This window comes from Ehrlichia minasensis, assembly GCF_004181775.1.
Classification (GTDB): Bacteria; Pseudomonadota; Alphaproteobacteria; order Rickettsiales; family Anaplasmataceae; genus Ehrlichia; species Ehrlichia minasensis.
In genome coordinates this window covers 1-14,520 of the sequence record NZ_QOHL01000029.1, presented here as the reverse complement: position 1 = coordinate 14,520, position 14,520 = coordinate 1, and the positions used below count along the sequence as shown (strand labels likewise).

At 30.4% G+C, this 14,520-nt stretch carries 9 protein-coding genes; 7 read left to right on the top strand and 2 right to left on the bottom strand.

Annotated features, from left to right (window positions below; genetic code table 11):
* Nucleotides 1-882: 882 nt before the first annotated feature.
* The gene (gene rho, locus DRF75_RS04550; RefSeq protein WP_045170865.1) at nucleotides 883-2,292 is read right to left on the bottom strand and encodes a transcription termination factor Rho; all 1,410 of its coding nucleotides are present in this window, start codon (nucleotides 2,290-2,292) and stop codon (nucleotides 883-885) included.
* A gap of 901 nt (nucleotides 2,293-3,193) precedes the next feature.
* On the opposite strand from rho, the gene hslV reads away from it, so the two are divergent.
* From hslV to ubiE, 3 genes are read left to right on the top strand one after another with little or no spacing between them, the layout of a single operon-like run.
* Nucleotides 3,194-3,763, top strand: coding sequence for an ATP-dependent protease subunit HslV (gene hslV / locus DRF75_RS04545; RefSeq protein ID WP_045170866.1), 570 nt, complete (start codon nucleotides 3,194-3,196; stop codon nucleotides 3,761-3,763).
* Between the two features lies 1 nt (nucleotide 3,764).
* On the top strand, nucleotides 3,765-5,231 hold the full coding sequence (gene hslU / locus DRF75_RS04540; protein ID WP_045170867.1) for an ATP-dependent protease ATPase subunit HslU: 1,467 nt from the start codon (nucleotides 3,765-3,767) through the stop codon (nucleotides 5,229-5,231).
* 2 nt (nucleotides 5,232-5,233) lie between these two features.
* Nucleotides 5,234-5,926 carry a bifunctional demethylmenaquinone methyltransferase/2-methoxy-6-polyprenyl-1,4-benzoquinol methylase UbiE gene (gene ubiE, locus DRF75_RS04535; protein ID WP_045170868.1) on the top strand — a complete coding sequence of 231 codons (693 nt, stop codon included), beginning with the start codon at nucleotides 5,234-5,236 and terminating at the stop codon, nucleotides 5,924-5,926.
* Nucleotides 5,927-6,658: 732 nt separating this feature from the next.
* Here ubiE and metG read toward each other — a convergent pair.
* On the bottom strand, nucleotides 6,659-8,179 hold the full coding sequence (gene metG, locus DRF75_RS04530) for a methionine--tRNA ligase (protein ID WP_129992740.1): 1,521 nt from the start codon (nucleotides 8,177-8,179) through the stop codon (nucleotides 6,659-6,661).
* Nucleotides 8,180-8,794: 615 nt separating this feature from the next.
* Here metG and DRF75_RS04525 point away from each other — a divergent pair.
* From DRF75_RS04525 to cyoE, 4 genes are all read left to right on the top strand, one after another.
* Nucleotides 8,795-10,048 (top strand): aspartate kinase, encoded by a 1,254-nt coding sequence (locus tag DRF75_RS04525; RefSeq protein WP_129992739.1) that lies wholly within the window; start codon nucleotides 8,795-8,797, stop codon nucleotides 10,046-10,048.
* Nucleotides 10,049-10,560: 512 nt separating this feature from the next.
* The gene (coxB, locus tag DRF75_RS04520; protein WP_045170872.1) at nucleotides 10,561-11,334 is read left to right on the top strand and encodes a cytochrome c oxidase subunit II; all 774 of its coding nucleotides are present in this window, start codon (nucleotides 10,561-10,563) and stop codon (nucleotides 11,332-11,334) included.
* A gap of 8 nt (nucleotides 11,335-11,342) precedes the next feature.
* Nucleotides 11,343-12,899, top strand: a complete 1,557-nt coding sequence (ctaD, locus tag DRF75_RS04515; RefSeq protein WP_045170873.1) for a cytochrome c oxidase subunit I — start codon at nucleotides 11,343-11,345, stop codon at nucleotides 12,897-12,899.
* 2 nt (nucleotides 12,900-12,901) lie between these two features.
* Nucleotides 12,902-13,789, top strand: a complete 888-nt coding sequence (cyoE, locus tag DRF75_RS04510; protein ID WP_129992738.1) for a heme o synthase — start codon at nucleotides 12,902-12,904, stop codon at nucleotides 13,787-13,789.
* Nucleotides 13,790-14,520 lie beyond the last annotated feature (731 nt).

Below are 14,520 nucleotides of genomic sequence, written 5' to 3'. Positions count from 1 at the left end.
GCACCTAACTCATCATCATATTACATACAAAAACATAAAAGCTGCACCCTCTCATCTACTGTTCCCATCACTTACCAGAAACATTAGCAAATGCATTTATAAACAAATCTAACTTCTATACACAGATCTGCTATCTAAGAGTATACAATATCACACATACATAAAATCCTCATTCATTTACACTTATACACAACTATTCATTAACAGCAATTCATTGTTAGCTTTTCTATTCATTATTATAGTTTCCATAGAATAAATTAACCACTTACAGCATCTAAATAATTCATAATTAGTATGTAATATTAAGGACTAACTTATATACAGATTCAAAAAACAAAACATCTCTTATAATTAAGTAGAACTACAATTTTATCTTCATTACTAAATGATATATCATATACAGCAATTTTCTTCTTAATCTATCTTTACTCTAAATTTAATATTTCAACTTTATTTTTATCAACATACAGATTGCCTTGAATATTTTCTCAACATGAATCTCAATCCTGCAATCATCCATATTAACTTAAGCATTTTGCTTAATATAAATTTCATTAACCTTATTAGAAAACTTAAATGCAACTAAAATAACTATTACAATAAATTAATAATAATTACACATTCATTACATTTTTTTCACTTTAATATACTTTTAATTAGGCATTTATTATTTCTGCTACATAAGTAACTTGCCTTAATACAAAGACAATATCTTCACATTTATTATGACACTTATTAAAACATGAAGCAAAACATCACATAATAGCAATATTATTTACATTACTAAATAAAACAAACTTAGATATAAAACTGTCTTACTCTTAAATCTTACAACTGAACATTTATTCACTAAAGTATTCTTCAACACAAACTCACTTCTTATTAGCTATTCATCATATCAAAGAACTCATTATTATCCTTAGTCATAGATAATTTATCTCTTAAAAATTCCATTGCTTCAACAGAACCCATTGATGACAATAACCTTCTCAACAGCCACACTTTTTTCAAACACACATGATCTATTAACATATCTTCTTTTCTTGTACCTGATTTTGAAATATCTATTGCTGGATATACTCTTTTATCAGATATCTTTCTATCCAATATTATCTCACAGTTTCCTGTACCTTTAAATTCCTCAAATATCACTTCATCCATTTTTGAACCTGTTTCTATTAGAGCAGTTGCTATTATTGTTAATGAACCACCATTTTCTATATTTCTCGCTGCTCCAAAAAACCTCTTTGGTCTTTGCAAAGCATTAGAATCCACACCACCAGTTAATACCTTACCAGATGATGGTATTACCGAATTATATGCTCTTGCTAATCTCGTAATTGAATCAAGTAGTATTACTACATTTTTCTTATGCTCTACCATTCTTTTTGCTTTTTCAATCACTATTTCCGCAAGTTGTACATGTCTATATCCAGGTTCATCAAATGTTGAACTCACAACTTCTCCTTTTACAGATCTACACATATCTGTAACTTCTTCTGGTCTTTCACCTATTAGCAACACTATTAATTCTATATCCGGATGATTCACAGATATAGAATGCGCTATTTGTTGCAATATTATTGTTTTTCCAGCTCTTGGTGGTGCAACTATAAGGGCTCTTTGTCCTTTACCCAAAGGAGCAACTATATCTATTACTCTCATACTTATATCTTTTTTACTCAAGCTAACAGGATCATTAGTTTCCAAGAGTATTCTTTCTTCTGGATACAATGGGATCAAATCATCAAAGTGCACGTACCTTTGTAATTTTCCCATATCTGTAAAATTTATACTATGTGCTTTTACTAAAGTAAAATATCTTTCTTTTTCACTAGGCGCTCTTATTTCTCCACTTACTATATCACCTGTTCTTAAATTAAACTTTTTTATTTGACCTGCAGAAATATACACATCATCTCCACTTGCAGCATAATTTGCTTCTGGAGATCTCAAGAACCCAAATCCATCAGATAATATTTCTACTACTCCACCTCCTATTGCTGCACCACCATCATTTACAACTTTTTTCATCAAGTGAAAGATTATTTCTTGTTTCAGCATTCTACCATTACTTACTACACCAAGTTCTTCTGCTATTTTCAAGAGTTCTTCTATACTTTTCTTTTTCAACTCACTCAAATCCAAGACTTTCACTTCTTGTTCTGCTACTTCTACTTTTCCTTCTACTTCTTCCTTCTCTTCTACTACTTCTGATTTATCCTCTTCTTTTTCTAATACTTCAGGAGTTAACACCTCTCTATCTAATACAACATCTTCTGATTCTGACATAAAAACTCTCTCTACACTAAAATGTTAGGTTACCAATGTTCAAGTATTTTATATAAGCCTTGCAAAAAAATATACCTTCAACGCTATAAATATAGTACTTGAAACAAATTGATCAATAATGGCAAACTTACTACTCCAAGTATTTACATAGTAAATCTTGTGCATATGGTGACACATCTGCTAAATTAGCATATTTTTTTATTTTGACAATACATAAATTACTTAAACTGCAACAACCGTTAATTTTATTGCTATATTTGCTATGAACTCATCTCTGATATATCACATAATGCTTCTTCAGAAAAACTAAATTGAACAATATTACATAGCCTATTCATTAACTAATCAACATAATACTAAAAGATATTATCATACAACTCAACACCAAAATATATTTTAAGAGATATATAAAAAAACTCAACAACCAATCACTATATATATGCTGTTGTAATACAATTGTCGTAATACAATGGTAACTAACTATTTTATATATAAAACTCAAAAAGTCTAATAAAAAAATACTACAACATTTAACATTTGATCAAATCATAACAATTAATACTAGATAAGGTTAAAAAAACATTAATTGAAATTACTATTTGTCAGAAATCTATTATTCTGCTTAAATATAGAGAACTGTTAAAATAATATCGCATAATTTACTAGCTGTTATTAATAATATTATCAATGTGACATTTTGTATAACAAGGAGGGTCAATTATTTAGTAGGCAATCATCTCAATGCAATTAACTTTATCTTTTAAAATATATATTCAGTGCAGCATAAAATTATAATCAAGTTATTTAATAATTTACATTTATTTTCTAAGTGATATAGATAAAGCCATGTATATTGAAAAAAAATTGCAGTAACCTTAAAGTATAATCAGGAGTTTAAGTAATGGAACATAAAGATCCTAGTAAAATGTATGGAACAACTATTTTGTGTATCCGTAGGGGCAGTAAAGTAATCATTGCAGGAGATGGTCAAGTATCTTTAGGGCATACTGTAATAAAAAACTCAGCAAAAAAGATAAAACGTTTAGCTAATGATACAGTAATTACAGGGTTTGCTGGTGCAACAGCAGATGCTTTTACACTTTTTGAAAGATTAGAAAGTAAACTGGAAAAACATCCTGGACAACTACTCCGCGCATGCGTAGAATTAGCAAAAGATTGGAGGATGGACAAATATCTGCGTAGATTAGAAGCAATGATGATTGTAGCAGATAAATCTATATCACTCATAATATCGGGTACTGGAGATGTGCTAGAACCAGAAAATGGAATTGCAGCTATTGGATCAGGAGGTAATTATGCTTTAGCAGCAGCAAAAGCTTTGTGTGAGTCCAATGAGCAGTTTTCTCAAAACATGACCTTAGAATACATAATTACTACTGCGATGAGAATAGCTTCTGAAATATGTATCTATACAAACAACAACATTATTATTGAAAAAATAGAGGATTAAAATGTTTGTTAAACTAAAATTAAATGATGATCTAGAAAGCAATACAACAAGTACATCAGATAATACTCATGACAATCAAGTTTGTGCACCAAAAAATAAAAACACCATTAACATAACAGCATCTGAAGATGAAACAACTTCAGATGATTTACATAACACTCAAGAATTAACTCCTCAACAGATTACACAAGCACTAGACAGATTCATTATAGGGCAAGCAGATGCAAAACGCGCTGTAGCTATTGCTTTAAGAAATCGTTGGCGCCGTAATAGAGTACCTGAACCATTGAGAGAGGAGATTATTCCTAAGAACATCCTAATGATAGGACATACAGGTATTGGTAAAACAGAAATAGCACGCAGATTAGCAAAGCTTGCAAAAGCACCATTTATAAAAGTAGAAGCTACAAAATTCACTGAAATAGGATATGTAGGTAGAGATGTAGATTCCATTATACGTGACTTAGTTGATGTGGCTATTAATCTTGTCAAAGAAAAATTCCGTAAAATTGTAGAGAAAAAAGCAAAAGCCTTATCAGAAAGTATGATTCTTGATGCACTGATAGGACCTGATGCAAGTGAAGAAACAAAAACTACTTTTCAAGAAAAGTTAAGAGACGGAGAGTTTGAAGATTCTGAAATTTCAATCTCTATAAAGGAGAGCAAAAATACAATGCCTCCTATTGATATCCCTAATATTCCTGGCAATCAAGTCGGAATTATGAATATCAACGAGATTGTACACAAAATGCTAGGCAATAACAAACAACTTAAAACCATTAAAGTTACTGTCAAAGAAGCAAGAGAATTGCTTATTAATGAAGAAAGCGAAAAGTTGATGGATGAAGACAAGATTATAAAAGAAGCACTGCAACTAGCAAGTAACGACGGTATTGTCTTCTTAGATGAAATAGATAAAATTGCAGCTCGTACAGAAATTAGAGGAGAAGTTAACAGAGAAGGTGTACAAAGAGATCTTCTACCATTACTTGAGGGAACAAGTGTAACAACCAAATATGGGACCATTACAACTGACCATATTTTGTTCATAGCATCTGGAGCATTTCATTTAGCTAAGCCTTCTGATTTATTACCTGAATTACAAGGACGTCTTCCTATAAGAGTAGAACTTAAACCTCTTAGTAAAGACGATCTAGTACGTATACTAACTGAACCAGAGTCAAGTCTATTAAAGCAATACTGCGCATTAATGAAAACAGAAAATATTACTATTGACTTTACTGATGAAGGAGTATCTACCATCGCAGAAATAGCATCTACAGTTAATAGAGAGGTTGAAAATATTGGAGCACGTAGGTTACACACTATTTTAGAAAAGCTAATGGAAGACATTAGCTACACTGCAACAGAGAATAGCGGTAAAACATATGTTATTGACAGCGAATACGTAAAGCAGAAATTAGAAGATATTTCAAAACAATTAGACTTATCAAAATTTATACTATAACTATGGAAGAAAGATCAAAGTTTGTTAATAAAGTTTTCACTTCAGTCGCCTCTAGATATGATTTAATGAATGATATAATGAGCTTTGGTCTCCATAGGCTATGGAAAAATAAAGTAATTCAGAATATCACTAGTGGAAGCTTACTTGATGTTGCATGTGGCACTGGAGATATAGCAATAAAGGTAACAAAAAAAACACAAAATGTAGACATAATAGTATGTGATATCAATCCTAAGATGTTACGTCATGGCAGAGACAATGCAATAAATAAAAACGCATTAAACCTTAAATGGGTATGTGGCAATGCAGAACAACTCCCATTCCCAGATAACAGTTTTGACTATTATACAATTTCTTTTGGCATCCGTAATGTCTCTAACAGACAACTTGCACTTAACGAGGCATACAGAGTTCTTAAACAAGGAGGGAAATTTATATGTTTAGAATTCTCACCTTTAAAAGAAAGTCATCCTCTTCACAAATTATATAACTTTTATTCATTCAGTATTATACCTAACATAGGGCAATTGGTAGCAAAAGATAAAGCTTCATATCAATATTTAGTAGACAGTATAAGTGAATTTCCATATCAGGAAGACTTTTCACAAGAAATACAAAACTCTAACTTTAAAGAAATCAAATATAACAATCTATGTTTTAGCATAGTCACATTATATACAGCTTTAAAGCTATAGCTGCTAATATCAAAGTTTTTTCTATTCACAGAATTCTTCACCATATCACTTAACATAGAATTATCAAAACAAATTTTATAGATAAAGAAATTTTTAATACAACATACAGATCTAGTAAGTTTCATCATAAATACAATCTAAAAACATATACTGACTTCAATATCAAAGTACTTTACAATACGCCTAACAAATAAAAGCACAGTTATTTAAATTTTTAGAATCTTTAACTGTGCAATGAAAATACTGTGCTTAAATAAAACAAAACTATTTCACACATAAAACTTTTATATCACTTGTACTTGCACTTGCAGTAATATTACTTTTTTACTTGCACCTATAACTTAATCAACTTTTTACATCATTTTTCTATTACACTGGATCATATGGGATGCTAAGTTCAGCAAGCATCCGTAAATTAACAAATCAGCATAAGTTTAAATAAAACAAAACCATTTCACACATAAAACTTTTATATCACTTGTACTTGCGCTTGCAGTAATATTACTTTTTTACTTGCACCTATAACTTAATCAACTTTTTACATCATTTTTCTATCACACTGGACCACATGGGATGCTAAGTTCAGCAAGCATCCGTAAATTAACAAATCAGCATAAGTTTAAATAAAACAAAACTATTTCACACATAAAACTTTTTCACAGACATTGTACTGGCAGTAATATTTCTACCCATATTAACCAACATAACCATTAATTAACTATTTTAGATACCTCATATTATTTTTGCAAAAATAGGCTCTGGTTTCGGCAAAATTTCACCCATACTTATAGGTACAGAAAATTTGCTAAAATCACGTCTGCATCTTGGCAAATTAATTTGATCTAATATTTTAGATGACAAATCAGGTATTATAGGTTGCAGCAATAATCCTATACATCTGATATATTCAAGCAACTTATATAACACTGCTTTCATAACTTCAGGATCACTTTTAGACAATTTCCATGGGACTCTAACTGCAATATATTCATTAGCTATAGAAGATAACTGTTCTATAATGTGTATCAGTCCATTGAGGTTATAATACTTTATACAACCCCTCACCTTTTCAAGAATCTCTTGATAATCTGGCAAAATTTCTTCATTTCTTAACAGAGAATTATTGACTACCGGTACTTTCCCTTCACACTCTTTATATAATAGCGAAACAGTCCTCTGTACTAGATTCCCTATATTATTTGCTAAATCAGAATTTACACACTTAATAAAACTACTTCTTTTAAAATCTCCATCATTCCCTATTGGCATTTCTTTAATCAAAAAATATCTTAATTGATCAACTCCAAATTCTTTAACTAAGTCAAAAGGTTTTATAACGTTACCAAGTGATTTAGATATCTTTTGCCCCTCATTAGTCCACCAACCATGAGCTAGGATTCTTTTAGGTAAAGGCAATCCAGCTGCCATTAAAATAGCAGGCCAGTATACAGCATGGAATCTTAATATATCCTTTCCCACAACATGCAATACAGTATTATTATCATTTTCCCAATAATCTTGATAAGCTTTAGACTTTACATCAGGAAACCCTAACACTGTTAAATAATTTGCTAAAGCATCAACCCACACATAAATCACATGCTTATCGTCATTTGGTACTTTTATTCCCCACACAACATTTTTTCTTGATACAGAAAGATCTTTCAATCCTGATTTAACAAATGATATTATTTCGTTATATCGATACTTAGGAATAATAAAGTCAGGATGTTCCTCATAAAAAGTCAATAATTTTTCTTGAAAAGCTGATAATCGAAAAAAATAACTAGGCTCCTCTATCCACTCAACTTCAGCACCTGTAGGAGCTTTACCATCAATTAATTCTTTTTCTTGGTAGAATGCTTCATCTCTAACTGAATACCACCCAGCATAACTACCCAAATACATCATGCCATTATCACATAAACTAGTCCATAACGCTGTGACAGCTTTTTTATGCCTCATTTCTGTTGTACGAATAAAATCATCGTAGCTATAGTTCATAACATCAGCTAACTGTCTAAAAACAGCACTTGTACCATCAGTAAATTCTAACAATGACATATTACGCTCTTGAGCTGCTTTCTCTATTTTTTGTCCATGCTCATCTGTTCCAGTTACAAACTTTACATCATACCCATCAAGACGCATAAACCTTGCAATAATATCAGATATTAAAGTTGTATAAACATGTCCTATATGTGGAACATCATTAACATAATAAATCGGAGTAGTAATATATATGTTATTCATAAGTTAATATCATTGTTACTTCTATAATCAGTAATCTACCATACAATTTCAGTGATATTAATTCAATATTTACAGATGCCATAAAAATATTTGTTTATCTTAAAACTACACCCACAAAAATTTCATGATTACACTACATATACATAGGTTAACTAATTTATACTTCCATACAGATCATACAAATTCACCATGCAACAAATACATAATTTTTAAATAACCACATTATAATAACGACAATATACTGAATATCTATCACTTACTGTCAAAAAAATTTAGTAGTAAATTATTTAATAATTTTGTTATATTCTTTAACGATTAAATAACCTAATTTTGCAAACTATACAAAAACTCATCAAAAAAACATACATCAAGATTAACAAGTCTATTAACTAATATTAACAGATTACAACTTGAATATCTTTTACTTGTTAATTATTCAAATTAGTAATATTCACAATATAAGCTAGACTTTCTGATAATTAATATACAAGCTAATAAAAATTTTACTCAGAATTATTAATTTTGCAATTCAAATACTCACTATTCTTACATATAACTTTGCAAAATATAAAAAATAACTTATTATTAATATTCATATATTTCTAGCACACAATAATGGAAAGGATTTTAGTCAAAAAATTTGGAGGAACTTCTCTACAGGATATAAAATGTATTAACAAAGTTGCAGAAATCATAAAACAAGATATTAACAATAATTACAAAGTAGTTGTAGTAGTATCAGCTATGGGAAAATTTACTGATAATATTATTTCACAAATTAAACAAATTTCTGACATAAAATCCACATCTGAGCGTTCGGAATATGATTTAATTATCTCTTCAGGAGAACAAATATCATGTGGTCTATTATCACTAGCTTTGCAAAAAGTAGGTATTAATGCACAATCATGGTTAGGGTGGCAATTACCTATAGTAACAACTGAAGATCACACTAAAGCAAGAATCATAGACATTAACATAAACTCATTGCAGGATTCACTAGCTAATAATGACGTTGCCATCGTTGCTGGATTTCAAGGCATGCATAAAAACAATAGAGTAACAACATTAGGTAGAGGTGGTTCTGATACATCAGCTGTAGCAATTGCAGCAGCATTAGGAGTTGACCTATGCTACATCTATACAGATGTTGATGGAATATATACAGCAGATCCTAATGTAGTACCAAAAGCACATAAGTTAGATCACATCACATATGACGAAATGATAGAGATGTCTTCTCTCGGAGCTAAAGTGTTACAAGTACGCTCAGTAGAAATAGCAATGAAATATAATATAAAATTGTGCATACTATCTACTTTTAATCCTGGCAAAGGAACAATGTTATGCAAAAAAGGAGAATTTCATATGGAAAGTCAACTTATCACTGGTATCACATGTAATAACAAAACAGCAAGTATTACATTAAAACAAGTAAAAACACTATCTGGTATTACTACAGTATTTAATGCAATAGCAGAAAAAAATATCAACGTTGACATGATCATTCAAAACATGAATGATAATAACATCAATGATATTACTTTCACAATTTCAGAAGAAGATTTACCAACAACAAAAAAATTCCTAACAGAAATTCAATCTGAACTTATGTATCAAGATTTAATAATCAATTCTGAAGTCGCAAAAGTTTCCATTATTGGTGTAGGTATGATTTCCCACTCTGGAATAGCTTATAAAATGTTTAACACACTAACATCAAACAATATAAAGATATTAGCAGTCACTACTTCAGAAATAAAAATTAGCGTATTAATATATAGAAAAGATAGTCAACTTGCTACAGTAGCCTTACATTCTGCTTTTGAACTTGACAGTACAGAATCAAATTTACACACAATAAGTTGAAATTCTTGTTTTTTAATTCAAAAAAAGTTTTTCTACACAAAATCTAAGTAACCCAACTTAAAACCAATAAAATTTAGGCAATATATGCTTAAAAATTTTAAGATTTATTATAAATTGAGAACTTTCTTTAATATATAATTTCCTATATTAAATAACAAAGATTACTTCTTAAGTATATTTTTAAGTGACTACAATTTAATATTCAAGATTTTACGCAATAACTCTATCAAAACTTTTGAATATCTAACTTAGTAACAAATTAACTTTTTAGTATAAGAAAATTATATAACAGTAAATAATGTTAAAGACTTTGTCAAATGACAATAACTTATTAAAAAATTGAAAATTAATTTCGTTATAATAACAACGCTAAATTATAGATAGATTTATAAGTGCTATAGCTTTTAGTTATAATTAATAATTACAAGTTTATACTTATTAAAAAGTAGTATAAAGTTATTGCATTTTAACAGTCAAAATGATAAAGATAAATGATTAATAGTGTAGCATTTATGTTAAGACTTCTGACTTTTTTTTTATACATGTTTAGTTCTTTTAGTGCACTTGCTGCACCAGTAAAATGGCAAATGGGGTTTCAGACTCCAGCAACAGAAATAATGGAATCCATTATAAAGTCACATAATTTCGTTATGCTTGTTATGTCAGTGGTTGTGGTAGTTGTCTTCTCCATAATGTTATACGTACTTATAAAATTTAGAAAAAAACCAGAAGATAAAATTGTATTCAATACTAAACATTCTCATAATACAATCCTAGAAATACTATGGACATTAATTCCCTTAATAATAGTAGGGTTTCTAACCGTAAGTAACGTCAAGTTGATTAGACATGAACAACAAATTCCTCAAGTAGAAATGACACTCAAAGCAATTGGATACCAATGGTATTGGGGATATGTATACCCAGATTATAAGAATCTTGCTTTCGATAGCTATATGAAAGCAACAGATAGTTTAGAAAATCAGGATTTACGCTTACTTGAAGTAGATAATAGAGTAATAGTACCTATAAACACAAATATTCTACTACAAGTCACAAGTGCAGATGTAATACATAGTTGGGCAGTGCCAGCACTAGGTGTAAAAATTGATGCAGTTCCAGGCAGACTAAATGAAGCATGGTTTAATATAAAAACTCCAGGAATATACTATGGGCAGTGTTCAGAACTTTGCGGAAGATTACACGGATTTATGCCAATAGTAATAGTTGCTGTTGAGAAAGAACAATTTGATGAATGGATACAAAAAAAGACACTTGATTTATAGAGGCATGAATGAGTAGCGAACATACACCAAAAGGAATAAGACGTTGGTTATTTTCAACAAATCATAAAGATATAGGTACACTATATATAATTTTTTCTATTATCGGTGGTCTTGTAGGAGGAGCATTATCCCTCATATTAAGGTTACAACTTGCACATATCAATGTATTACATGATAATTATCAACTTTACAATGTTATAGTGACAGGACACGCATTAATTATGGTATTCTTCATGATAATGCCAGCCTTAACTGGAGGTTTTGGTAACTGGTTTATACCATTGCTTATAGGAGCACCAGATATGGCGTTTCCTCGTCTTAATAATGTAAGTTTTTGGTTATTAGCTGCTTCATTGGTTTTATTATGTACATCTGTATTAATAGGTGAAGGAGCAGGTACAGGATGGACATTATACCCTCCATTATCCTATATAGGATCTCACCCAAGTGCTTCCGTTGACATAGCAATATTTGCTTTACATGTTGCTGGAGCTTCATCAATCGTTGGATCAATAAATTTCATTGTGACAATATTTAATATGAGAGCTCATGGAATGACATTACTAAAAATGCCATTATTTGTTTGGACCATTTTATTAACATCCTTCATGTTAATAGTGACAATTCCAGTACTAGGAGGCGCTGTAACAATGCTATTAACAGACAGAAACTTTGGGACTAGCTTTTTTGATCCTTCTGGTGGGGGTGATCCTCTATTATTCCAGCACCTATTTTGGTTTTTTGGACATCCTGAAGTGTATGTAATAATATTTCCTGCCTTTGGAATAATAAGCCAAATCGTTTCTACTTTTTCCCATAAAGCAGTGTTTGGGTACTTAGGCATGGTATTAGCACTAGTTGGTATTGCAGTTGTAGGTGCAGTAGTATGGGCACATCATATGTTTACTGTAGGGTTAAATGCAGAAATCATGACATATTTCAGTGTTACTACCATGTTAATAGGTGTACTAACAGGAGTTAAGGTATTCAGTTGGATTGCAACTATGTGGGGAGGACAAATAGAATTTAAAACTCCAATGTTATTTTCAATTGGATTTATCTTTGTATTCGTAGTAGGTGGAGTTACAGGCATCGTAATCTCACATGGAGGTATTGATAAAGCATTACATGATACATATTACGTAGTTGGACATTTTCACTACGTCATGTCAATTGCTGCATTATTTGCTGCCTTTGGAGCTTTTTATTATTGGATAGGCAAAATATCTGGTAAACAATACAACGAACGCCTAGGGAAAATACATTTCTGGTTAACTTTTATTGCAACTAACATTACTTTCCTACCTCAGCACTTTTTAGGAATAGCAGGTATGCCAAGACGTATCCCAGACTATCCAGATGCTTTTATTCCATGGAATTATATATCATCAGCAGGAGCAGTCTTATCATTTATTTCAGCATTATTTTTTGTCTATATCGTTATTTCAACATTAAGAAGTGGTAAGAAATGCCCTAGTAACCCATGGGGAGGAGATACATTAGAATGGACAGTTCCATCACCTGCACCTTTTCATACCTTTGAAGAAATACCAAAGGTTGACTGAACATGAATTCTAAATGTGAAACTACTAAGCTACAGGTAGCAAATAGTATAACAGACTATTGGAATCTACTAAAACCAAAAATAATGTATTTGGTAGTTCTCACAGGAATTACAGGTATGGTAATTGCACCAGGGAGCATCCATCCTTTTATTGCAATTATTAGTACATTATGCATAGCACTAGGATCTGGTGCAGCAGGCGCAATAAACATGTGGTACGACAGTGATATAGATGCATTAATGACACGAACTAAAAATAGACCTATACCTGCTGGAAAAATTTCAAAATCCAGTGCAATTGAATTAGGGTTGGTGCTATCTGTCATATCTGTAACAGTAATGATGATTTCTGTTAACTACATATCAGGAATACTATTAGCAATCAGTATAGGACTTTATACACTGATATACACAATGTATCTAAAAAGAAGAACTCCACAAAACATAGTCATAGGAGGTATTGCAGGAGCAATTCCACCAATTATTGGATGGACCTCTGTAACTAGCTCTATTTCCATAGAAAGTTTGGTATTATTTCTGATCATATTTATGTGGACTCCACCACACTTTTGGGCATTATCTTTATTAAATTACCAAGAATATGAAAAAGCCAAAGTACCAATGTTACCTGTAACACATGGTATCTCTGTGACTAAAGTTCACATATTAGTATACAGTATTGTACTATTCATCATAACGCTATTACCTGGGTTATTTTTAAAGGATTACTTATTATACGAAACTTGTGCTATACCACTTGGCATAACATTTTTATTCCACGCTTTTAAAGTGTTTACTTCAAGCAATTACTATAAATATAAAGCAATGTTTACCTACTCTATTGCATACCTTTTTATTTTATTTATATGTATTATTCTTGCTAGCTTCTAAGATTTTTAGTTAACATCCAAAATCATTAACACTAAAAATCAGCAGTTACATCCAAATATACTACCCAATTCTACTGCTACAAAGCTTCATATACAAATCATCTGAAAATAATCAACAAGTTACATTACCATGCAGTTTTGTATAACAACATAAGTAAGCACGATACCAAAATATTATAACTTGTGTGATTGATTATAATTTTCAAATATTACCAACTATGCAAAACACAATACATTACACCTACATAAATTGCTCAACCTTAACGTATTATTAAACAATGACATCACTTTTAAGAACTACAATGCAATACTCCAAAATTTTATTTTTCAAAAGTACTGTTAGAAGAATACTACATCACAAAAACATAATAATAAAATATACTTTAATATCATTAAACTTTCTTACATTTCTTTAATTTCACCATTATAGGCTATTTATCAAGACAAATCACAATACATTTATCTCAAATCCTTGAACCATATTACTGACAAAATATAACACATGGTCACGCTAAGAGAACCATAATATCATCATCTCTAAATAAATCTTATTCTACAAAGTATCTCTAGAAAAAAACTACATTCAAAAATATAAGCATAAAACAAGAAACATGCTTTCATATCACTTTAAAGATTCATCATTTCATCATAAATTATAGAATATTTACAAATATAAATCACACACACTTATACTAACGCTCTTTTCTAATTTCATATTTGACAACACACAAT